Raw genomic sequence first — 23,197 nt, 5'->3', positions numbered from 1 at the left:
AAAAACGCCCCAACCGAAGTCGGGGCGTTTTCTTTTATAAACTCACGGGGAAACCTGTTAGTTTGCTAATTCACGTTTGCTACGACGCGAGCTGCTACGCTCACGTGATTCGGTCACGGTTTCGAGTTCTTCTTTCGAACCAATGATGTTTTTCTGGTAGCGACGTACACCCGTTCCTGCTGGAATAAGGTGACCTACAATTACGTTTTCTTTCAAGCCATCGAGGGTATCGCGTTTTCCACGTACCGCCGCTTCGCTCAACACTTTGGTCGTCTCTTGGAAAGACGCGGCTGAGATAAAGCTTTCGGTACCCAACGACGCCTGCGTAATACCCATCAAGGTTGGTTGTGCAACGGCTGCTTTGGCATCGCGTGCCACTACCAAACGCTGATCACGACGCTTGAGGGTAGAGTTTTCGTCACGCAAACGGCGCGCCGAAATCAACATCCCTGGCTTCACGTTTTCAGAATCACCCGAATCCTCTACCACTTTCATGTCAAGAACACGGTCGTTTTCTTCGCGGAACGTCCACTTATCTACAGGTTGCATTTCCAAGAAGTTGGTATCTCCAGCTTCCATGATTTCAACTTTCTGCATCATTTGGCGTACAATACACTCAATGTGCTTATCGTTGATTTTCACCCCTTGGAGACGGTAAACTTCCTGAATTTCGTTTACCAAGTATTCTTGTACCGCCGTTGGCCCTTTGATCGACAAGATGTCGCTTGGCGTAATGGCACCATCAGAAAGTGGTTCACCCGCTTTCACGTAGTCACCATCTTGCACCAAGATGTGTTTCGACAAAGGCACAAGGTATTTCTTACGCGTACCGTCTTTCGACTCGATATTGATTTCGCGGTTACCGCGTTTTACAATTCCGTAGATAACCACCCCGTCGATTTCAGAAACTACCGCTGGGTTGGATGGGTTACGTGCTTCAAACAATTCCGTTACCCGTGGCAAACCACCCGTAATGTCACGCGTTTTACCGAGTGTACGTGGCAATTTCGCCAAAGGCTGACCTGCTTTTACATTTGAACCATCTTTGATTACCAAACGCGCACCTACAGGCAAGTTGTAAATCTTCTCATCGGCGTCGGTCAAGAGCGGGCTCTTACCTTTTACCAAGATACCTGGGTTTTTGGTACGGTCACGTGTTTCGATGATTACCATTTCCTGGAAGCCCGATTGTTCGTCGATTTCTTCGCGGAAAGTGATACCTTCTTCGATTGATTCGTATTGAGCAGAACCGTTAAATTCTGACAAGATTACGGCGTTGTAAGGATCCCAGTTACAAAGTTCGTGGCCTTTGGTAACGCGCTCACCTTCTTTCACAAGCAATGTAGCTCCGTAAGGAACGTTATTACCAATCAATACCTGTCCGTTTGACTCACTGACGATGCGAATTTCGCCCGAACGACCCATTACAATCGTTACTGGATTTCCTTCAGCATCCGTTGACTCTACGGTACGCATATCTTCAAACTCAATCTTACCTTCAAATTTCGCTCTGATGTTGGCTTCTACGGCGATGTTTTGCGCAGTACCCCCAACGTGGAACGTACGAAGTGTCAGCTGCGTACCTGGCTCACCGATTGACTGTGAGGCAATAACCCCCACCGACTCACCGATTTCGGCCATGCGCCCCGACGCCAAGTTACGTCCGTAGCATTTTGAACAAACCCCACTGCGGGTTTCGCAAGTCAATACTGAGCGAATTTCTACGGTTTCGATGCTCGTTTCGTCGATACGAGCCGCGATTTCTTCGGTGATTTCTTGGCCTGATGACAAAATTAACTCACCCGAAAGTGGGTCAAGTACATCGTGTACAGAAACCCGTCCCAAGATACGCTCAGACAATGGCTCAACGATGTCCTCATTGTCTTTCAATGCCGAAATCTCGATACCGCGCAATGTTCCACAGTCAACCTCGTTCACAACCACGTCCTGAGCTACATCGTGCAAACGACGTGTCAAGTAACCCGCATCGGCTGTTTTCAAGGCCGTATCGGCCAAACCTTTACGCGCACCGTGGGTAGAGATAAAGTACTCAAGTACGTCGAGACCTTCCTTAAAGTTTGAAAGGATTGGGTTTTCGATGATTTCTCCAACGCCCCCAGCAAGGTTTTTCTGAGGTTTCGCCATCAAACCACGCATACCTCCCAACTGACGTACCTGCTCGCGAGAACCACGGGCTCCCGAGTGCATCATCATATAAACGGAGTTAAAGCCTTGTTGGTCGTTCTCCAATTGGGTCAAAAGCGTATTGGCCAATTTCGTGTTGGTACGTGTCCAAACGTCAATGATTTGGTTATAACGCTCGTTTTCGGTGATAAGACCCATCATGAAGTTGTCCATCACACCTTGAACTTCTTCTTTTGCACCTTCAATGAGCTGCCATTTCACATCTGGGATTTTAATATCTCCCAAACCGATTGACAAACCACCTTTGAAGGCTGTTTGGAAACCAAGTTGCTTGATGTCGTCCAAGAATTGCGCACAACGTGCATTACCCGCAATCTTGAAGACGTGTCCAATGATTTGTTGAAGTTTCTTTTTCGTCAACAATTCATTGATATATCCTACGGATTCAGGAACGCACTGGTTGAACAATAGACGTCCTGCAACCGTTTCAATCAATCTTTTCTCAAGCGAACCATCCTCGTTACGAACTGTCACACGGCACTTGATGTGCGCATGTTTAGACACTTTTCCTTCGTTGAGGGCGATGATTACTTCTTCAGCACCGTAGAATGTCATTCCTTCTCCAGCGATAGGCACTTCTGGGGTCGATTTACGTCCTTTTGTTACGTAATAAAGACCCAATACCATGTCTTGTGAAGGTACGGTAATTGGCGCTCCGTTGGCAGGGTTCAAGATGTTGTGCGACGACAACATCAACAACGATGCTTCCAAAATAGCCTCTTGACCTAGTGGTACGTGTACCGCCATCTGGTCACCGTCAAAGTCGGCGTTGAAGGCCGTACATACCAATGGGTGCAACTGAATCGCTTTTCCTTCAATCAACTTAGGTTGGAAGGCTTGGATACCCAAACGGTGAAGGGTAGGAGCACGGTTAAGCAATACAGGGTGGCCTTTCAATACGTTTTCCAAGATGTCCCAAACAACGGGGTCTTTGCGGTCAACGATTTTCTTTGCCGATTTTACTGTCTTAACAATACCACGCTCAATCAGCTTGCGAATAATAAACGGCTTAAACAACTCTGCCGCCATGTCTTTGGGAAGACCACACTCGTGAAGTTTGAGTTCTGGACCTACCACAATTACCGAACGACCTGAGTAGTCAACCCGCTTACCAAGCAAGTTCTGACGGAAACGACCTTGCTTTCCTTTCAACATATCTGAAAGTGATTTCAAGGCACGGTTACCTTCCGAACGTACCGCGTTTACTTTACGGCTGTTGTCGAATAGCGAGTCAACCGCTTCTTGCAACATCCGTTTTTCGTTACGCAAGATTACTTCTGGCGCTTTGATTTCAATCAGACGCTTCAAACGATTGTTACGAATGATTACACGACGGTAGAGGTCGTTAAGGTCAGACGTAGCAAAACGTCCACCATCCAAAGGTACAAGCGGACGAAGTTCTGGTGGAATCACTGGCACCATCCGAATCACCATCCATTCGGGACGGTTTTCGATGCGGGTGTTTGCGTCGCGAAGTGCTTCCACGACTTTCAAACGCTTCAACGCTTCTGCTTTACGCTGTTGCGAAGTATCATTTGCGGCATTGTGGCGCAATTCGTACGAAAGTTCGTCTAATTGCGTACGTGACAACAACAACTCTAGTCCTTCAGCCCCCATCTTAGCGATGAATTTGTTCGGGTCTGTATCTGGAAGAAGTTGATTCTCACGTGGAAGACGATCCATAATATCCAAGTATTCATCTTCAGTCAAGAAGTCCATTTTGTTGACTCCATCTTCTGCTTTCACACCTGGTTGAACTACTACGTAACGTTCGTAGTAGATGATTTGGTCCAATTTCTTGGTTGACAAGCCTAACAAATAACCAATTTTGTTAGGTAAGCTACGGAAGTACCAAATGTGAGCAACAGGCACCACCAATTCGATGTGTCCCATACGTTCACGACGTACTTTTTTCTCCGTTACTTCCACCCCACAACGGTCACAGATAATGCCCTTATAACGAATACGCTTATATTTACCACAGTGGCATTCCCAGTCTTTTACGGGTCCGAAGATACGCTCGCAGAAAAGTCCACCCATCTCAGGCTTATAGGTCCGATAGTTGATGGTTTCGGGTTGCGTTACTTCACCGTATGAGCTTTCCAGAATAGACTCTGGCGAAGCCAAACTGATGGTAATCCGCGAAAAGTCACTATTGATTTTCTTGTTTTTCTTGAATGACATTTTCGATATGATTTGTGTGAAATTTTTGTTTAGGGTTTAGAGTTTACTATCTCAAGTTTAGCGTTGTATTACCAACCATAAATCCAAAACAGTAAACCCCAAACATTGATTAGTCCATCGTAATTTCGAGGGCAAGACCGCGTAATTCGTGAATCAATACGTTGAATGATTCTGGAATATTTGGCTTCGGAAGGTTTTCACCTTTTACGATTGCCTCGTACGCTTTTGCCCGTCCAATTACGTCATCGGACTTCACTGTCAAAATCTCTTGAAGGATGTGAGAAGCTCCAAACGCCTCAAGCGCCCAAACCTCCATCTCTCCGAAACGCTGTCCACCAAACTGTGCCTTACCACCCAATGGTTGCTGCGTAATAAGTGAGTATGGTCCAATCGAACGAGCGTGCATTTTGTCATCCACCAAGTGACCCAGTTTAAGCATGTACATGATACCTACTGTAACTGCTTGGTCAAATTTATCACCCGATTGCCCGTCATAAAGTGGTGTACGTCCAAATTCAGGAATTCCTGCTTCATTCAATTCAGAAACTACTTGATCTTCGGTAGCACCATCAAAGATTGGCGTTGCGTATTTGCGGCCTAATTTACGACCTGCCCATGCCAAGATGGTTTCGTAAATCTGACCGATGTTCATACGCGAAGGTACCCCTAGAGGGTTCAATACGATGTCCATTGGTGTTCCGTCGGCCAAGAAAGGCATGTCTTCATCGCGAACGATTTTAGCCACAACCCCTTTGTTACCGTGGCGACCCGCCATTTTATCACCCACTTTGAGTTTACGTTTCTTAGCGATATATACTTTCGCCAATTTCACGATACCCGCAGGTAATTCGTCTCCAACTTCCAACGTAAAGCGGTCACGTTTGAAACGTCCCGAAATCTCGTTGCGGCGTTTTTGATAGTTTTTCACCATCTCAAACAACAGCTTGTTGGTCGTTGGGTCGTCCGTCCAGCCTTCGATGATTAGGTCACCCAAAAGGTTTACTTCTTCTGGAACAACGTAGCCACCTTCGTCACGGTACGGGTTTTTATCTGGGAAGATATTGTTGATGATGTTTACGCGGCTAAATTTCACGCCTTTACTCATGATTTCTTCGCCAAACTTGTGCTTCACTCCAGCACCCGTTTTACCATCAAGCAATTCTGCCATTTTGTCGATAAGAACTTCACGGAGTTTGCTCAAGTCGCGTCCGTAGCTCTTCATCAACACTTTCAACTCATCTTTTTGTTTTACGCGCTCATCGCGGCCTGGACGAGAGAAAAGTTTGGTATCTACGACTACCCCTTTCATCGACGGAGGTGCTTTGCGTGAAGCATCCTTCACATCGCCTGCTTTATCTCCAAAGATGGCACGGAGGAGTTTTTCTTCTGGTGTTGGATCAGATTCTCCTTTTGGCGTAATCTTTCCAATCAAAATATCTCCTTCTTTTACTTCCGTTCCTACGCGAACGATACCGTTTTCGTCGAGGTTTTTAACAGCTTCCTCACTTACGTTCGGAATTTCCGCTGTCAATTCTTCCTCACCGCGTTTTGTATCACGTACTTCAAGGTCGTACTCTTCGATGTGAATCGAAGTAAAAATATCTTCGCGTACTACCCGCTCAGAAATCACAATCGCATCCTCAAAGTTATACCCTTGCCAAGGCATGAAGGCCACGAGGAGGTTACGTCCAAGTGCCAATTCACCCCCTTCAGTCGCGTATCCTTCGCTCAAGATTTGACCTTTCTCTACCGGTTGGCCTTTCAAAACCATCGGTTTAAGGTTGATACAAGTATCTTGGTTAGTACGACGGAACTTAATCAAATCATACGTTACGATGTCGCTATCGAAGCTTACCAAACGCTGCTCGTACGAACGTTCGTAACGAATAACAATTTTGGTTGCATCCACAAACTCAACTACCCCGTTGCCTTCGGCTACCACCAAAGCACGTGAGTCGCGAGCTACGCGGCCTTCCAAACCTGTCCCTACGATTGGCGCCTGTGGGCGTAGCAATGGCACCGCCTGACGTTGCATGTTTGAACCCATCAAGGCACGGTTGGCGTCATCGTGCTCCAAGAATGGAATCATGGAAGCCGCTACCGATACAATCTGGTTTGCTGCAATATCCATCAAAGACACCTGCGCAGGCTCTACCATTGGGAAGTCACCTTCAAAACGTGTCTTGATTTTATCAACCAAGAAGGTTCCGTTATCATCCACCGACGCATTGGCTTGGGCGATGTATTTAGAATCTTCTTCTTCTGCGGTCAAATACACAAGTTCATTCGACAACTTACCATCATTAATGACGCGGTAAGGTGTTTCGATGAAGCCCATGCTGTTGGTTTTTGCATAAACGCAAAGCGAAGAAATCAAACCGATGTTTGGTCCTTCAGGAGTTTCAATCGTACAAAGACGTCCGTAGTGCGTATAGTGAACGTCACGAACCTCGAAACCTGCACGCTCGCGGCTCAAACCACCTGGCCCTAGTGCTGACATACGACGCTTGTGCGTGATTTCAGCCAGTGGGTTTGTTTGGTCCATGAACTGCGAAAGCTGGTTGGTTCCAAAGAACGAGTTGATGACCGACGACAACGTACGTGCATTAATCAAGTCGATTGGTTTGAAGTCTTCGTTATCGCGAACGTTCATACGTTCTTTGATGGTACGAGACATACGTGCCAAACCAACACCAAATTGTGCCCATAATTGCTCACCTACCGTACGAACACGGCGGTTTGACAAGTGGTCGATATCATCGACTACGGCTTTGGCATTGATAAGACCGATTAGGTATTTTACAATGGAAACGATGTCTTGCGTCGTCAATACTTTCGTTGACATCGCAATATCCAATTGCAATTTTTTATTGACACGGTAGCGACCTACATCCCCCAAGTCATAACGCTTATCTGAGAAGAACAAGCTCTGAATTACTTCACGAGCGGTTTGTTCGTCAGGCGCTTCGGCGTTACGCAATTGGCGATAGATTTGCTCAACAGCCTCTTTTTCTGAGTTAGAGCTGTCTTTTTGCAACGTGTTATAAATGATATTATAATCGGCCATGTTCATGTCCTCACGGTGCATAATAATTGATTTCTGCCCCGAATCAAGGATCACGTCTAAGTCACCGGCCGTGATAAGAGAGTCACGCTCAAGCAACACTTCGTTACGGCTGATTGATACTACTTCACCAGTATCTTCATCCACGAAGTCTTCTGTCCATGTACGTAGTACCCGCGCAGCTAGGCGGCGGCCTACGGCTTTTTTCAAGCTGGCAGAAGTAGCAGGGATTTCTTCTGAAAGTTCAAACAAATCAAGGATTTCTTTGTCAGAACCGAAGCCAATCGCCCGTAGGAGGGTAGTAACTGGAAACTTTTTCTTACGGTCGATGTACGCATACATCACGTTATTAACGTCCGTAGAAAATTCAATCCAAGACCCTTTAAAAGGAATAATCCGTGCCGAGTACAATTTAGTACCGTTGGTGTGCTTGCTCATTGAGAAAAACACCCCTGGCGAACGGTGTAGCTGAGAAACGATAACGCGTTCAGCTCCATTAATTACAAAAGAGCCTTTTTCAGTCATGTACGGGATAGCTCCCAAGAACACTTCTTGCTCAATTGTTTCAAAATCTTCGTTATCGGCGTCATTACATTTTAGGCGTAGTTTTGCCTTCAATGGCACCGAATACGTAAGTCCACGTGAAATACACTCATTTACAGAGTATTTAGGTGGATCTAGTGCATAATCAACGAATTCAAGGACAAAGTTTTCACGTGAATCAGAGATTGGGAAGTTCTCTTGGAATACTTTGTACAACCCTTCTTTGTGACGTTCTTCGGCGGCGGTATCTAAATTAACGAATTCGCGATACGAGCGAAGCTGTACGTCGAGGAAGTCCGGATAATCAATAACGGGTTTAATCCGGGCAAAACTTCTACGTGGAGTTTGTTTGGTTACCAAGGCTTTACAAGTTTTTGGTGGATAAGAACCAGGCGACGTTCTAAGGATACTGAACGCGAGGACTCAAATAGTTAGTTTGCAAAAAACTTAGCTTGCCTCGTAGATTTTAGAATTTCGCCCCTGTGCATCGCCCCTACGAGTAGCGAAGTGTTTCAGGCAGAAACTCATTAAAGAAGAAACGCTATTGTAGTTAGATGTCAGATTAACTGCATTATTTCTGATTTTCGACTAACTGTTGCTGTTTTCAATAGCTAAAACAGCGGTACTTACTTAAACAGGAAAAGACCTGACACAAGGTCAGGCCTATTTCCGTTTATTTTGGGAGCGCTAAGCGCAGAAATTACTTGATTTCTACTTCAGCACCAGCTTCTTCCAATTGCTTTTTCAAAGCTTCTGCTTCGTCTTTAGCAATACCTTCTTTCAATGGTTTTGGAGCGCCGTCAACCAATTCTTTAGCTTCTTTCAAGCCAAGACCTGTCAAGTCTTTTACAAGTTTAACAACTTGCAATTTAGCAGCACCGCCTGATTTCAAGATTACATCAAAAGCTGTTTTTTCTTCTACAACTGGAGCTGCATCACCACCGCCATTTGCTGCTACCATTACTGGAGCTGCTGCTGCTGGTTCGATACCGTACTCATCTTTCAAGATTGCAGCAAGTTCATTTACTTCCTTTACTGTAAGATTAACAAGCTGTTCTGCGAATGCTTTCAAATCTGCCATTTTATTGTAATGTTAAAATTTGTTACGAGTTTTTTTGAATTTGAAAATTTAGTAATTTGAAGATTTGAAAAGGTCCATTGACTACTTCTCAAATGTTCAAATGTAGTACTTGAATTACCCTTCGCGTTCTGAAAGGGTTTTGAGGATACCAGCCAATTTGCCGCCTCCGCTTTGCAATGCCGATACGACATTTTTCGCAGGAGATTGCAACAAGCCAACGATTTCCCCGATTAATTCTTGTCTTGATTTCAGGGTCAAGAGCGTGTCTAATTGATTTTCGCCGATGAAAAGGCTGTACTCAACCGAAGCACCTTTAAGCTTCAATTTGTCGTTGCCTGACTCTTTACGAAATTCTTTAATCAATTTAGCTGCTACTTTGCCTGACTCTTGGTGAAACATGATGCCAGAGAAACCAGTCAAAACGCTTTCGTTAAATGACGTGTAATCTGTATCTAGTGTTTCAAGTGCCTTTGCAATCAGCGTGTTTTTAACAACACGATACTCTACTCCTTGGTTAAAACACTTACGGCGTAAGTTATTTGTTTCTCCAACTGTCATGCCTGCGGCATCAACAATATAGAAGTAAGGAATCGCCTTGAACTTGTCGCTGAGTTCCTCTATGATAACGGCTTTTTCTTCGCGTGTCATAATTATATTCCTGCAATCGTGCTTTTATCGATGATGACACCTGGACTCATTGTGCTTGAGAGGTGTACGCTTTTTACGTAAGTACCTTTAGCCGAAGAAGGTTTAAGCCTCATTAAAGTCGCAATCAACTCTTGAGCATTTTGGGCAATTTTATCAGGACCAAAAGATACGCGGCCGATACTAGCATGGATAATACCAAACTTGTCAACCTTGAAATCAATTTTACCTGCCTTTACCTCTTTTACTGCTTTACCAACTTCCAACGTTACCGTACCTGACTTAGGGTTAGGCATCAAGCCACGAGGACCTAAGATTTTACCCAAACGACCAATTTTGGCCATTACAGTTGGCATTGTAATGATTACGTCCACATCAGTCCATCCTTTTTCGATTTTCTGAATAAACTCATCCAACCCAACGAAGTCAGCACCAGCTTCTTTTGCTTCGGCTTCTTTATCAGGCGAACAAAGTACCAATACACGTACTTCACGACCTGTACCGTGTGGTAAAGCCACCACGCCACGAACCATTTGGTCTGCTTTGCGGGGGTCAACACCCAAACGCACATCAATATCTACCGAAGCATCAAACTTCGTGTAGGTGATGTCTTTCAGAATTTCTGCAGCTTTCTCGAACGAATACTCGATTTTAGCATCGTATTTCGCTAAAGCTTCTTTTCTTTTTTTAGTCAACTTTGCCATTGTTCAAAATGTCTTTACGTCCGCTTCGTGATTAGTTATCCCAAGGGGCTTTACCTGATACTGTAATCCCCATACTACGTGCTGTACCTGCAATCATTTTCATTGCGGATTCGATCGTAAAGCAATTCAAATCTGGCATCTTTGTTTCAGCAATCGTTTTTACTTGATCCCAGCTAACTGAACCCACTTTCTTACGGTTAGGTTGAGCTGAACCAAGTTTAATTTTTGCAGCCTCCAAAAGCAAAATAGGTGCTGGTGGAGTTTTGATAACAAATTCAAATGATTTGTCTTTGTAGTACGTAATTACAACGGGTAAGATGACACCCATTTTGTCCTGCGTACGACCGTTAAATTGCTTGCAGAACTCCATGATGTTCAAACCCTTAGAACCAAGTGCTGGTCCAATTGGGGGGGAAGGATTGGCTTGGCCACCTTTCACTTGCAGTTTGACGTAACCTGCTACTTCTTTCGCCATCGTTTTAAAACGTTTAAATTGGCGTTACCGGTTCGGACGTACGGCTGATAGACAACATGGAAGCTTTTTGTCTCGTACTCCCGGCAACATTCTGAAAAATCAGCTTTCTTTTTCGACTTGTGCGTAACCCAACTCCACGGGCGTACTACGCCCGAATATTTTCACAACGACATTGAGCTTCTTCTTGTCGTCAAAAATTTCTTCTACTGTTCCAATAAAGCCACTGAAAGGCCCATCGGTAATTTTAACACTCTCGCCTTTTAAGAAACTTACTTTTGGCGCTTCAACTTCTTCTACCGCATCTTCGACCTTACCTAAAATCCGATTGATTTCCGACTGACGCAACGGCACTGGTATTTTTGAGTTACCACTGGTGTTTCCCAAAAAGCCCAATACACCTGGCATTGTCGTAATAAGGTGATGTGTTTCTCCTTTTGCTAAATCGGCCGAAATGATGATATACCCAGGAAAAAAGTTCTTCTCGCGGATGCGTTTCTTACCGTTACGCATTTCGACAATTTTTTCCGTCGGAATTAAAATTTCGGGAATAGCTTCTTGAAGGCCCTGTCTGACGATTTCATTTTCAAGATAAGATTTAATCTTCTTTTCTTGACCAGACACAGCCCGGATAACGTACCAATTCAGATTACTCATACCTGCTCAACGTTTGGATAACCGGGGCAAAGCCCTAGAATGACTGATAAATGAAATTGAGAGCGTTCTCAAATAGGAAGTCCATGAGACCTACCACTGCCGCAAAAATAAGCGAGCCGAGGAGTACAAGTGTTGTACTAGATTGAAGGTCATTAAGCTTGGGCCAAGTGACATTGTGCCGAACCTCGTCCCATGAGGCTTTTACAAATTCTACAATTGAGTTCATTTTGCGCAAAAGTTGCACGGGCACCAGGACTCGAACCCAGACCGAAGGTTTTGGAGACCTTAGTTCTACCTTTAAACTATGCCCGTGTATATAATACTTCTTGAAATCGGACTGCAAAAGTATGAAACAAATTTTTCAATTGCAACCTTTTACAAAAAAAATCATTTACGTGATAAAATTTGTTTCACTAAAACCAAACTTAGAAGCGTCAAAACACCACCCATTGCAAACGGTGCGCCTGGAAAAATAATAGGGGCAGCCGAAGTAGTAAAGTACGCAAACAAACTCGTCATCATAACTGGGCCTACAACGGCCGTTAAGCTCATCAAACTCGTAAGCGCTCCCCTGAGCTCTCCTTGCTCATTGGCAGGCACCTCATTTGACATAATGGCTTGAAGCGCAGGTGTTGCAATTCCTCCTAAGGCAGCTAAAATAGTAATGGCAAACAGCATCCAACCTTGGTTGGCAAAGGCGTACATAAAAAAGCTGATACCATAGGCGCTTAACCCCCAATAAATGGATTTTGTATTGCCCAAACGAGGGATAATCGTGCGGGTTAATCCACCTTGTACAAGGGCAGCCATTACTCCTACAAATGCCAGTGAATACCCCACCCATTTTTCATCCCAGCCAAATCTTTCCATGGTAAAGTAAGTCCAGGTACTCTGCGTGGCATAGCCTGCGATATATATCAACACCAGTGGAATAACCAAACCAAAAATAATGGGGTACTTTTTTAAATGACGCAATGAACCCACGGGATTGGCTCGCTTCCAATCAAAAGGACGGCGGTTTTCGGGAAGCAGTGACTCTGGTAATACAAAATACCCGTATAGCCAGTTTAAAAGTGCCAAGCCTGCCGATACAAAAAAGGGAACGCGGGCGCCATACTGGCCAAGAAGCCCTCCAAGCATGGGGCCAATGATAAACCCTAAGCCGAAAGCTGCACCAATCAATCCAAAATTTTGAGCTCTTTTTTCAGGTGGGCTTACATCCGCAATGTACGCGCCTGCTGTGGTAAAACTTGCCCCCAAAACGCCAGCAATGAGGCGTCCTACAAACAACCATCCTATACTCGGGGCAAAACCTAAGAAGATATAATCTATTCCAAATCCGAAAAGAGAGGCCAATAACACAGGCCGACGCCCGTATTGATCGCTTAGACCGCCCAAAATTGGGGAAAATATAAACTGCATCACCGAATACGCAAACGTGAGCCACCCCCCGTATAAAGAGGCTTGGGATAAATCACCATGAATGAGCTCGGTAATCAATTTAGGAAATACAGGAATAATTATCCCAATACCTGTTACATCAATCAGTAACGTTATAAAGATAAATAAAAGGGCAGAGTTGCGTTTTTCAGCCATATAAAGGGGACAACAAAGGTACAAAAGTAGCAAAAAATCAGGAGATTGGCACTTGCGCCGACGCATGAGTTCCTTTTCCGTTGGATTCAATCTGCCACGTGCCTCTGAGCGACGAAATTCTTTCTTGAATATTTCCTAAGCCTTTTCCTTGGTGATTATAATCTTGCATTCCTACGCCATCGTCCTCAATGTCAAGGTGTAAGTGATTGTCTTGTTCATAAAGACGCACCACCGCTTCTTTCGCTCTTGAATGCTTGATAATGTTATTAATCAACTCCAGTGAAATGCTGTATAACTCAAATTCAACTTGTTTATCGTATTTTTTATCGAGGTTTATCTCGGTTTTAAATCGCGTTCTATTGTTTCGGTTAAGCTTTTCTGTCAGTTTCTCCACGCTTATTGCTAACCCATCTGCTTCTAAATTTTCGGGCACGAGGTTATGACTCAAAAACCGCACCCGCTGCTGTGCTTCATTGGTCATTTCGACCAACGACTCATACACCTGTTTTTCCTGCTCCGTCAAACTCTCTGAGTTAATCGACGACAGTGTCCAACGAATTGCCGAGAGCGTGCCCCCTAGCGAATCATGTAAATCAGCCGCAACCCGTTTTCGTTCGAGCGTTTGTCCTTTAATTTGAGCTTTCGAAATTTCTTCGTTTTGAGTTCGTAGTGTATGAATTAGCTCTTTTTGCGATTGTTCTCGCTCTTCGCGCGTTCGGCGATAATCATCCGCCAATGCCCACATAAAAAACACCATTTCAAACATACTTCCAATGTGCATGGCGTTGATAACAAACAGATTGGGCGTCAAGTAAGCCAAAGTCCACATCAAGACAACTATTACCCCAATAAAATAAGAAAGCGTCCCGAAAAGGTAATAAATCGCCGAGGGATTGCCTCGCCGATAACTCACAATGCAGGAAATAGAAACCAAGCAGAAAAAAACAATGATGATAGCGCAGGAATAAACGTTGGGGCTAATAAGTCCTTCAAAAAAGAAAATCCAAACGCTTAGCACCACCGATGCAATCGCATCTATTCGCATCAGCTTGTAGAGGGTAGGGGCTAATACGCGCAAATGAAGCGCATGAGCATAAAACAACACCCCTAAAAAATTGCTAATAACGACCGCAATCACAATACTATAGCCTTTCATCCAAACATGGTTTGGCCACAATAGCTGGTCGATGATACCGTATCCTCCTACAATGGCCACCAATAAGTATCCCATTAAAAAGAGGAGATAAAGCAAGAAATTTCGCTCCTTGGTTACCAGTAGAAATACCAATTGCACAACAATCATGCAAATTACAAACCCTAAATGCCCGCTCCAAAACCAGAGTTCATCAAGGTAGGTTTCGTAAAAATAATATGTTTCGGCAACTCTGAACTGGATTTTTTTTGCGTCCCCTGTACGTAACTTAATATAGACAGAATACAACACATGGGGTACAAGCTCTAATGGAATGGCACACTGATGCACATTGATATTTCGCTGATATCCCGGGATAGCTTCTTTTAAAGTCTGGTGATTAACTTCTCCCGTCTGCTCATTAAAAACAAACACATCAAGCTCTTCCACCATAGGATAATCATTTGAAATTACCCAATGAATCTGTCTATCTGTTTGTTTTTTTACCTTAAAGCGTAGCCAAACATCTTGATCGTTAAAACCTAAATCAGCAGAAATGCCAAGGGGTTGCTTGAAGAAAATAGAGGTGTCTTTTCGTAGCTGTTGAACTGTCAGTTTTTGAGAAGTATCGGCAAAATACTCAAGCGCAGGATGTTTCCATAGCTCTGTATCTACCATTTTATCAGTAAGATATAATACAGGAACTTGTGCACGAACGGTAATCGTACACATCCACCCCAATAGTATCCCAACAACAACTAGCCTTAATGGTATCATTTGACCCGAGAAAACGAACGCCAATGTACTCAGTTAATCACAAAATAAAAAGGGAAGCCCTTGCGAGCTTCCCTTTTTTATAGTTGGTGTATCCCTTTTGGATTAAAGGATTTCAGTTACCTGACCAGCACCTACCGTACGTCCACCTTCACGAATCGCGAAACGAAGACCTTTTTCCATTGCAATTGAGTTGATAAGCTCAACAGTGATTGTCAAGTTATCACCAGGCATAACCATCTCAACGCCAGCTGGCAAAGTGATGATACCTGTTACGTCAGTTGTACGGAAATAGAACTGCGGACGGTAGTTGTTAAAGAATGGTGTGTGACGACCACCTTCTTCTTTTGACAAGATATAAACCTCAGCTTTGAATTTGTCGTGAGGCTTAACCGAACCTGGCTTACAGATAACCATACCACGACGGATATCTGATTTTTCAATACCACGGAGGAGCAAACCTACGTTGTCACCAGCTTCACCACGATCAAGGATTTTACGGAACATTTCAACCCCAGTCACAGTTGACTTAAGGTTTTCAGCTCCCATACCCAAGATTTCTACAGGCTCACCAGAGTTGATGATACCACGCTCGATACGGCCTGTTGCTACAGTACCACGACCAGTGATCGTGAACACGTCTTCAACTGGCATCAAGAATGGCTTATCTGTATCACGAGCAGGAGTTGGGATAAAGCTATCCACAGCTTCCATCAATGCGTCGATAGTAGCAACCCATTTCGCATCACCGTTCAAACCACCAAGAGCTGAACCTTGAATAACTGGAATGTTATCGCCGTCGAATTCATAGAATGACAACAATTCACGGATTTCCATTTCAACAAGTTCCAACAACTCTGGATCGTCAACCATGTCAACTTTGTTCATGAAAACGACCAACTGAGGTACACCTACCTGACGAGCAAGAAGGATGTGCTCACGAGTTTGTGGCATTGGACCGTCAGTAGCAGCTACTACAAGGATGGCACCGTCCATTTGGGCAGCACCAGTTACCATGTTTTTCACGTAGTCAGCGTGACCTGGGCAGTCAACGTGAGCATAGTGACGGTTTACTGTTTGATATTCTACGTGCGCAGTGTTGATAGTGATACCGCGCTCTTTTTCTTCTGGAGCGGAGTCAATCGACGAGAAATCTTTCTTTTCTGCCAAACCTTTTTCTGAAAGAACTTTGGTGATAGCAGCAGTCAAAGTAGTTTTACCGTGGTCAACGTGACCGATTGTACCTACGTTTACGTGAGGTTTACTCCGGTCGAATTGTTCTTTTGCCATTGTTTTATTAACTAAAATTTGGTTTTGTATTAATTATGGATTTACAGAGAAAACTTGAGTGTCCAGAGTTTTACGGTAAATGACGACCATAGCTATCACTACTACCGCGAAAAGAACTCCTAATTGTTAACTATTTTTTCTGCCAGAGCCGTTACGGGGATTTGAACCCCGGGCCTCTTCCTTACCAAGGAAGTGCTCTACCCCTGAGCTATAACGGCTTTTCAACAAAAAAGTTAATCGCTATTCGTTAACAGTTATTTGTAGTTAAAACTTCCAATTAACAATTAACAAGTAACAATTAACTTGCTATGGAGCGACAAAATCCTATGAGGTAAATGTTTGCAACTTTTCAAGTTACGACTCCATTTTGAGCGGGAGACGGGGCTCGAACCCGCCACCTGAAGCTTGGAAGGCTACCGCTCTACCAAATGAGCTACTCCCGCTGATATTCTTATGTAAAAAGGTGGGGGCGGATGGATTCGAACCACCGAAGACGTACGTCAGCAGATTTACAGTCTGCCCCATTTGGCCACTCTGGTACACCCCCTTCTTATTTTCAAAAAACTTCCAAAAGACTTTGTTGTCGTTTTTGGAGTCGCAAATGTATGCTGTTTTTAATTCAGTTCAAACTTTTAGGCAAAAAAAAACAAACTTTTTTTCAAGAAAAATAATTACGGTGCTTCTAAATTGTCTTCAAAAGCACCGTAATTGCCTAATTGCTAGCACTATAAACGAACACCAAAACTAATCATTCGTACGGCAGGTCCTTTGCTAGTTTGAAACAGTTCACCTAAGTCATACTGCATAAAAAGGTCAGGAAAATGGCGAATGCCTAACTCAGCGCCGAAACCATATCGAAAGTTATTAAGGTAGTAGTTGGAGTGAATTCGCTCCGAGCGTCCTTTTCTAGTCTCTTGGGTTTTGGTGTAGCTGTCGAGCCGATACCCCGCATACATTCCAACGCTCAAATAAGAAATAGGGCCTCGGTGAATCGCCAGCGTTGGCATCAAAGATAGGTTGACGTAAGCCGCCGTGAGTTTGGACTTATGCAGGTCTTTTGAGACCGTAGGAAAGCTAATGGAATTGGCATCTTTACGGACGGTATTGTTTCCGTCAAACATCAGATTGTACCACGCCACATCTACCCCCAAATCAAGCCCCAATGAGGCATCTTTTCCTCGGCTGATGGCCGCACCTCTTACCCAACTCAAGCTTACAAATCGCGAACCCCAAGGTAATAAGTCATAATCTTCCTTATTGTAAGCAAGCGGCGTATTTTGAGCGTAGGTGTTCAGTCCGACGAGTACATCAAAACCATTTCGAGGGCTTTTGTAACGCCGAGTAACGCTTCTCGTGATTTTACCATCATCGTGGCTAGACGACGGCTCATTGTCTTTTTCGTACTTTTCTTCCTTCTTTTCTGTCGAAGAACTAGAAGATGAGTCATTGATGGAAATTTTAATCTCACCATCCTTACGACTCACCACTAATACCGTATCTTTTAGATACTTACGGCCGTTTTGTTCATTGATATAAATGTACGTCTCCTTACCACTAGAATCCAGCGTAGCTCCCAAATCGCGAATGATTTTATTGAGGTCGTACTGTTTTAGGTTACGAATCTCCGACTTGTCTTTGGCTTGAACAATGAGTCGGGTATTGTTCCCAAACTGAACAATGAGCGTATCTCCCTGAACGGTGTACTTTTCGGCGTAGGCAGCAATGCTAGTCACTACGGTTAAAACGATGGCTGTTATTACATTTTTCATGGCTATATTAATTGTTGAAGTTGTCATTACGGTCTGATATTGTTACTGGGTTATTTACCTATTGCTTTGGCAACGAGCTTGTTTGGATGAAAACCGACCTCATCCCAATCGACTTTTTCTCCGTTTTTGGCGTTTTTAAGCTGTTGCCATACTTTCGCCATTCTTGTCGATTTACGAGGTTTGTCTAATACATCATTATCATTTATTAAAGAATTCGTTGCTGCAACGTTGGTTTGTGGGTCATTGGCGGCAACGAGTGTTTTTTCCAATTCAGGAAGTTGAAGAACGACCGTTTTTTCGGTTGGCTTAGCCGTTATGGCGCTTGCCAATGCTACAGTTTTGGTAGGTTCTTCTAACTTCATTTGTTTTACAGGCTCACTAGCAGGCGTTGTTTCTACCACTTGCGCTACTTGTGTTTCTTGCACCAACGGCTCCACTACTTCTTTTGTCTTGATAGCACGCTTGGGCGTGGTGGGTGCCGTTGCCGACGAAAAAGTAGGAACTTGGCTTTCTGAACGACTTCCCGCTTTGGCCTTTTTGTCGAGACTGGCCAATTCATTGGTGGACGGTGCAATAACCGCTTTTTGCTCACCATTTTGAGGAGGATTAGGAGCAACTATTTTGGGGGAAGGTGTCTTTGACAATGCCACCGTATCTGACTCACTCGGTTGCTGGCTCATCAGCCACCAGCCGCCGCCTGCCATAAGCAATAAGCTCACGCCAGCCGCTGCCAGCCAAGGGCCTTGCTGCCACCAGCCTATTCGGCGCTCTTTGGTTTGTAACCTTTGTTGAAACTTTTGAAAAGCTTCATCGCGAGGGGTTATTTCAGCGTCGCGAAGTTTGCGCGAGAACAACTCATCAACTGGATGCTTTTTCATATTTTTAGTGTTTTAAGCTTTCCATTTTAAACCTTCTACTTCAGAAACCATTTGTTGCAACAAAGCCCTTGCACGGTGCAATTGGGACTTTGAGGTACTTTCATTTATCCCTAACTGTTCGGCAATCTCGGCGTGAGAATACCCTTCGATGGCATACAAGTTGAAAACCGTCCGATAACCCGTAGGCAACTTTGCCAAGATCGCCATCAAGTCTTCCACTTCTAGGTTGTTTTCAATCCCTTCAAAGTGAACCTGTTGGTGTACTTCGGGGGCATCAATGTCGATTTCAATGTGGCGCCGCGTTCTCAAACGCATCAGGGCTTCGTTGGTAATAAGGCGACGCATCCACCCCTCAAAACTCCCTTCTCCTTTGTATTGGTCAATTCGTTCAAAAACCTTCATAAATCCCTCTATCATTACATCCTCAGCTTCCATCTGATCGGTCAGGTAACGTACACAAACTGCCAACATTCGAGCGGAGTACTTCTCGTAGAAATACCGCTGCGCCTTGGGATCGCCTTTTTGTAAGGCTTTGACCAATTGGCCCTCGTTTGTGAATAGTTGTAATATTTTCACCATGTTTAGGCTGTTTCAATGGGTAGATGCAAAAAACAAATAGAAAGGTTGCATGGGGTTTGAAAATTTTTTTTGGGTTACAACCGTTATTACCTCAACAGCGTCATAGTCCTAGTTTTTACCAAAAAAATCTACTGCTATGACAAGAGCCTTAAGCCCTGAAACAAACATGAAATCGTCTTCATTTTTCCAAAGTGTCATGGTCATTGCGGCCACGCTTTTTTTACTTTGGGCAGCCTTAGGTTGCACCTCTTCGAGCAATTCTGACGAAGTGACTCCCATCGGTATTCCATCGAAGTTTTCTAACCAAACCAACGAATTTGCTTTTGAGTTTTTCAAAACATTAAACAATGAAGCCGCTCAAAAAAGCAAAAACGTTTTTGTGTCTCCCTTGAGCTTGCACACAGCCCTTGGGATGCTCCTCAACGGCGCCAACGGGAAAACGGCCGACGAAATCCAGCAAACGCTTAAACTCAGCGGAATATCAACGACTGAGGCCAACCAAATTTACCAAAAACTGATGGAAGCATTGCCACAGGCCGACTCCAAAGTGACGCTCGGCTTGGCCAATTCGGTGTGGTATCGAAATACTTTTCAGCCCGAAACGGATTTCCTAACTACCATGAAATCGTGGTTCAAGGCCGACGTCACTTCTTACACGGGGAGTGATGCTTCTCCGCTCAACCAATGGGCCAGCGACAAGACGAACGGAAAGATAAAAAAAGTACTGGACAACATCGACCCACAAATGGTGATGTTTTTGATGAATGCCCTCTATTTTAAGGGTGATTGGAAAACCAGTTTCTCCGAAAAACTAACATCGGATTATCCGTTCCAACTGACCGATACCCAAACCAAGAACGTGAAAATGATGTTTTTGGAAGACAATGTAAGGGTAGGTACTCGTGCTACTTACTTTGCGTATGAACTTCCTTACGGCAATGGCCAATATACCATGACGGTGATTGTTCCTAAAGATGGCAATCAAGTCGCTAATTTGATTGCCAATTTTTCGGCCAACGAGTGGTCACAGTTACAAGAATCAATGAAAGAGATTCCAAAAGCTAAAATTGGATTACCCAAGTTTACTTTAGAGTACGAAGTAAAGCTAAACAGTATTCTTCAAACCATGGGAATGCCTACGGCTTTTATCCCTGGTGTCGCTGATTTGACCAAAATTAGTTCTAAGGGTGGCTTAAACGTCGGATTTGTGAAACAAAACACTTTTGTAGCCGTCGATGAAAAAGGCACGGAAGCTGCCGCTGTCACGACCATTGGCATAGAACTGACCTCCGTAGGGCCTAATAATTACTACCACGCCGACCGTCCGTTTATGTTTGTCATCAGTGAAAAAACGTCTAATACCATTTTGTTTATGGGCAAAATGCTGGATCCGTCGTAGCCCTGGTCAGACGATAGTCAGACCAGCAATTGAAGTCGTTTCAGTCTGACTACCGTCTGACTGCTTTCACGATAGTCAGACCAGATACGCAGGAATCGCACAGTCTGACTATCGTCTGACTGTGTGCTTCGGAACAAACAATACCGCATCTGCGACAACGATACCATCCGCATTTTGGTTGGTTATTTCGACAAAGTTGCCGTTTCCTTTGACCAACGAAAAACTCCCTACTCGAATCCAGTCACTCACTTGTTCGCGGGTCGAAATGACCCGTTCTTGCTCTTGGTTTCCTGCTTTTACTTTTAGCGTTGTTTTACTTGCTTTGGACTGATTTTGGGCATCGCCTGGGTTGCCTCCGCCCCCCGTTGGATTGGGATTATAGAGGTAAAGTTCGTATTCTCCATTTTGGGGGATTTCGGGCGTAAATCGAACTGATTTTACTGTTTTCCCAAGGGAGTTGTCTGTCAACTGCGAAGCAGCGTACTTACTTCCCGTTTTCAGGGTTTGCCAATCACCAACAACTTGAATATTTTTAGGAGTAACGTCGTTGTCCAATAAAATTTCGGGCTGGCTACCATCCACGAGTGGATTGATTTTTAGCGTTCTTTGAAGTGTTTCAATGTCTATTTCTTGAACAGCTTTTTTACTGTTGATGGCCTGAACTGCCGCCACCGCCGCTGCTTGCCCAAGTGCCATAAATACAGGTTCCATCCGAATAGAGCCATAAGCAATGTGCGTCGCTGACAAGCATACGGGGACAAACAAATTTTGGCATTCCGATTTGCGAGGAATCAACGACCGATAGCTAATCGGGTAGGGGGGAAAACCGCCCACTTGCACATCTCCCTCGTTACGAACCTCCATTTTTCCCGTGGTAGGGTTTTTGAAAAGTATCCGCTGGCAGTTGTGCGAATCCATGGTGTAGGCCGCCATTCCGATACCATCTTTTACAATTTCTCGGCCTTCACAATTATGCTGCGTCATCACGTATTCTCCCACCATTCGGCGCGCTTCACGGACGTAGATTTGGTGCGAAAAGTGATTATTGTCAAGGTACTCATCTTTGGGGTATCCCCATTCGAGCATTTGTTGGCGCAAATGTTGGGGCATTCTAGGGTCGTGACCTACGAAATACAAAAAGCCCTTGGTATAGTCTTCGTGCTCTTTGATGATTTTTTTTCGGGTTTGGAAATCCGCTTCGGCAAACGAATGATTCATACCAATCATATCCGTTGAAAGACCTCCTTTGTTGTTAATATCCGTCTTTGAATTGGGCATATCGGCAATGTGCAATACCCCCCAGTTGATGTGCGCAGGTTTCTCGACGGCCACTTGACGCAACAACAATTCATACATCGTTGAATCATAGCGCGCTGGCTTGGTAATCGGAATTCGATTGGCAGGGTCTTTTGTCAAACACAACCGAAAATTATAGGCTTGCAATAGCTTATCACCCGAACCTGTTGGGGCTAGCGCTGCCGTGGAAATTCCCCAAAGCAATCCGCTTGAAGGATCACCAGGGGTTTTGTACGGGTCAATGCCTTCGGGGAATTGGTGTTTGTCGTGCATTTGAACGCCATTCCACGTTTCGTTGTATTGGCTATTGGCTTCACGTCCAACGATGTAACTAACTCCAGCTTGGGCCATCAAATCGCCTTCATAGGTACAGTCGATAAACATTTTAGCTTTTACGAGACGTACTTTTTCCCCTTTTGATTCGGAAGCAGTTACTTCAATGGCCTGAATTTTTTCTCCTTGTTTTTGAACTCTTACTAAACGATGTTCGAGCCAAACAGACACGTTAGCGCTTTTGATGTAGTCATTAAATAACTGCTCGGCCACGTGTGGCTCAAACGTCCATTGTTCAAACTTACCATAGTGCTGGCCTATTTTACGGTAAAAATCGCGGGCCACGCCCGTAATTGCGTACTTATTTCCGATATCGGTTTGACCCAGTCCACCCGAACTAAGGCCGCCTAAATGCCGACTAGGCTCAATTAAAAGGACTTTTTTTCCTGATTTAGCCGCAGTATAAGCGGCAATGACGCCCGCCGAAGTTCCGCCATATACACAGACATCTACTTCTTGCGCATGGCTTTGATACGCACACTGAATAAGAACGCTAAGTAAGACCAATAGGTGTTTTTTCATTCGTTTGTTGGATTTATGGGCAAAAGATAGTGAACTTTGAAACTAGAAAATTACTTATCTATTTTAAAACTATA

At 44.3% G+C, this 23,197-nt stretch carries 16 protein-coding genes and 4 tRNA genes; 1 reads left to right on the top strand and 19 read right to left on the bottom strand.

What is annotated here, in order from left to right; genetic code table 11:
- Nucleotides 1–57 precede the first annotated feature (57 nt).
- The 18 genes from rpoC to AC23N5_RS15950 form a co-directional block, all read right to left on the bottom strand.
- Nucleotides 58–4,389 carry a DNA-directed RNA polymerase subunit beta' gene (rpoC, locus tag AC23N5_RS16035; protein ID WP_487756357.1) on the bottom strand — a complete coding sequence of 1,444 codons (4,332 nt, stop codon included), beginning with the start codon at nt 4,387–4,389 and terminating at the stop codon, nt 58–60.
- 109 nt (nt 4,390–4,498) lie between these two features.
- Nucleotides 4,499–8,356, bottom strand: coding sequence for a DNA-directed RNA polymerase subunit beta (gene rpoB, locus AC23N5_RS16030; protein ID WP_183978848.1), 3,858 nt, complete (start codon nt 8,354–8,356; stop codon nt 4,499–4,501).
- Between the two features lie 340 nt (nt 8,357–8,696).
- Entirely contained in the window at nt 8,697–9,077 is a 381-nt protein-coding gene (rplL, locus tag AC23N5_RS16025; protein WP_487756356.1) for a 50S ribosomal protein L7/L12, read from the bottom strand.
- 114 nt (nt 9,078–9,191) lie between these two features.
- Nucleotides 9,192–9,725 (bottom strand): 50S ribosomal protein L10, encoded by a 534-nt coding sequence (gene rplJ, locus AC23N5_RS16020; RefSeq protein ID WP_183978846.1) that lies wholly within the window; start codon nt 9,723–9,725, stop codon nt 9,192–9,194.
- A 2-nt stretch (nt 9,726–9,727) separates the two neighbouring features.
- Nucleotides 9,728–10,426: a 50S ribosomal protein L1 gene (rplA, locus tag AC23N5_RS16015; protein WP_028522385.1), complete on the bottom strand. Its 699-nt coding sequence runs from the start codon at nt 10,424–10,426 to the stop codon at nt 9,728–9,730.
- A 31-nt stretch (nt 10,427–10,457) separates the two neighbouring features.
- A complete protein-coding gene (gene rplK, locus AC23N5_RS16010; RefSeq protein WP_028522384.1) occupies nt 10,458–10,901 on the bottom strand; it encodes a 50S ribosomal protein L11 in 444 nt (147 codons plus the stop codon).
- A 99-nt stretch (nt 10,902–11,000) separates the two neighbouring features.
- Nucleotides 11,001–11,555, bottom strand: a complete 555-nt coding sequence (nusG, locus tag AC23N5_RS16005; protein WP_028522383.1) for a transcription termination/antitermination protein NusG — start codon at nt 11,553–11,555, stop codon at nt 11,001–11,003.
- Nucleotides 11,556–11,589: 34 nt separating this feature from the next.
- Nucleotides 11,590–11,781 carry a preprotein translocase subunit SecE gene (secE, locus tag AC23N5_RS16000; RefSeq protein WP_122933100.1) on the bottom strand — a complete coding sequence of 64 codons (192 nt, stop codon included), beginning with the start codon at nt 11,779–11,781 and terminating at the stop codon, nt 11,590–11,592.
- Between the two features lie 15 nt (nt 11,782–11,796).
- A tRNA-Trp gene (locus tag AC23N5_RS15995) sits at nt 11,797–11,867 on the bottom strand.
- Between the two features lie 75 nt (nt 11,868–11,942).
- Nucleotides 11,943–13,151 (bottom strand): TCR/Tet family MFS transporter, encoded by a 1,209-nt coding sequence (locus AC23N5_RS15990; RefSeq protein ID WP_183978844.1) that lies wholly within the window; start codon nt 13,149–13,151, stop codon nt 11,943–11,945.
- 37 nt (nt 13,152–13,188) lie between these two features.
- Complete coding sequence (locus AC23N5_RS15985; protein ID WP_487756355.1) at nt 13,189–14,961, bottom strand: sensor histidine kinase; 1,773 nt, start codon at nt 14,959–14,961, stop codon at nt 13,189–13,191.
- Between the two features lie 201 nt (nt 14,962–15,162).
- Nucleotides 15,163–16,347, bottom strand: a complete 1,185-nt coding sequence (tuf, locus tag AC23N5_RS15980; protein WP_028522379.1) for an elongation factor Tu — start codon at nt 16,345–16,347, stop codon at nt 15,163–15,165.
- 146 nt (nt 16,348–16,493) lie between these two features.
- Nucleotides 16,494–16,565: transfer RNA gene (locus AC23N5_RS15975), tRNA-Thr, on the bottom strand.
- A 152-nt stretch (nt 16,566–16,717) separates the two neighbouring features.
- A tRNA-Gly gene (locus AC23N5_RS15970) sits at nt 16,718–16,790 on the bottom strand.
- A 21-nt stretch (nt 16,791–16,811) separates the two neighbouring features.
- Nucleotides 16,812–16,894: transfer RNA gene (locus tag AC23N5_RS15965), tRNA-Tyr, on the bottom strand.
- Between the two features lie 178 nt (nt 16,895–17,072).
- Nucleotides 17,073–18,116: a hypothetical protein gene (locus tag AC23N5_RS15960; protein WP_487756354.1), complete on the bottom strand. Its 1,044-nt coding sequence runs from the start codon at nt 18,114–18,116 to the stop codon at nt 17,073–17,075.
- A gap of 50 nt (nt 18,117–18,166) precedes the next feature.
- Nucleotides 18,167–18,994: a hypothetical protein gene (locus tag AC23N5_RS15955; RefSeq protein WP_487756353.1), complete on the bottom strand. Its 828-nt coding sequence runs from the start codon at nt 18,992–18,994 to the stop codon at nt 18,167–18,169.
- Nucleotides 18,995–19,006: 12 nt separating this feature from the next.
- Complete coding sequence (locus AC23N5_RS15950) at nt 19,007–19,573, bottom strand: RNA polymerase sigma factor (protein WP_487756352.1); 567 nt, start codon at nt 19,571–19,573, stop codon at nt 19,007–19,009.
- Nucleotides 19,574–19,739: 166 nt separating this feature from the next.
- Here AC23N5_RS15950 and AC23N5_RS15945 point away from each other — a divergent pair, with 166 nt between their 5' ends.
- Nucleotides 19,740–20,972: a serpin family protein gene (locus AC23N5_RS15945; protein WP_487756351.1), complete on the top strand. Its 1,233-nt coding sequence runs from the start codon at nt 19,740–19,742 to the stop codon at nt 20,970–20,972.
- 108 nt (nt 20,973–21,080) lie between these two features.
- Here AC23N5_RS15945 and AC23N5_RS15940 read toward each other — a convergent pair whose 3' ends face one another.
- A complete protein-coding gene (locus tag AC23N5_RS15940; protein WP_487756350.1) occupies nt 21,081–23,123 on the bottom strand; it encodes an FAD-dependent oxidoreductase in 2,043 nt (680 codons plus the stop codon).
- Between the last annotated feature and the right edge of the window lie 74 nt (nt 23,124–23,197).

This window comes from Runella sp. R5_40 (genome assembly GCF_057652295.1).
Note: the sequence above shows the minus strand (reverse complement) of the source record. Positions and strands in the feature narration are given on the sequence as shown.

Bases quoted from the DNA above. Each gene is read 5' to 3' on its own strand.
- rpoC (WP_487756357.1), bottom strand. From the start codon at position 4,389: ATGTCATTCAAGAAAAACAAGAAAATCAATAGTGACTTTTCGCGGATT.
- rplL (WP_487756356.1), bottom strand. From the start codon at position 9,077: ATGGCAGATTTGAAAGCATTCGCAGAACAGCTTGTTAATCTTACAGTA.
- rplJ (WP_183978846.1), bottom strand. From the start codon at position 9,725: ATGACACGCGAAGAAAAAGCCGTTATCATAGAGGAACTCAGCGACAAG.
- rplA (WP_028522385.1), bottom strand. From the start codon at position 10,426: ATGGCAAAGTTGACTAAAAAAAGAAAAGAAGCTTTAGCGAAATACGAT.
- rplK (WP_028522384.1), bottom strand. From the start codon at position 10,901: ATGGCGAAAGAAGTAGCAGGTTACGTCAAACTGCAAGTGAAAGGTGGC.
- nusG (WP_028522383.1), bottom strand. From the start codon at position 11,555: ATGAGTAATCTGAATTGGTACGTTATCCGGGCTGTGTCTGGTCAAGAA.
- secE (WP_122933100.1), bottom strand. From the start codon at position 11,781: ATGAACTCAATTGTAGAATTTGTAAAAGCCTCATGGGACGAGGTTCGG.
- AC23N5_RS15990 (WP_183978844.1), bottom strand. From the start codon at position 13,151: ATGGCTGAAAAACGCAACTCTGCCCTTTTATTTATCTTTATAACGTTA.
- AC23N5_RS15985 (WP_487756355.1), bottom strand. From the start codon at position 14,961: ATGGTAGATACAGAGCTATGGAAACATCCTGCGCTTGAGTATTTTGCC.
- tuf (WP_028522379.1), bottom strand. From the start codon at position 16,347: ATGGCAAAAGAACAATTCGACCGGAGTAAACCTCACGTAAACGTAGGT.
- AC23N5_RS15960 (WP_487756354.1), bottom strand. From the start codon at position 18,116: ATGAAAAATGTAATAACAGCCATCGTTTTAACCGTAGTGACTAGCATT.
- AC23N5_RS15955 (WP_487756353.1), bottom strand. From the start codon at position 18,994: ATGAAAAAGCATCCAGTTGATGAGTTGTTCTCGCGCAAACTTCGCGAC.
- AC23N5_RS15950 (WP_487756352.1), bottom strand. From the start codon at position 19,573: ATGGTGAAAATATTACAACTATTCACAAACGAGGGCCAATTGGTCAAA.
- AC23N5_RS15945 (WP_487756351.1), top strand. From the start codon at position 19,740: ATGAAATCGTCTTCATTTTTCCAAAGTGTCATGGTCATTGCGGCCACG.
- AC23N5_RS15940 (WP_487756350.1), bottom strand. From the start codon at position 23,123: ATGAAAAAACACCTATTGGTCTTACTTAGCGTTCTTATTCAGTGTGCG.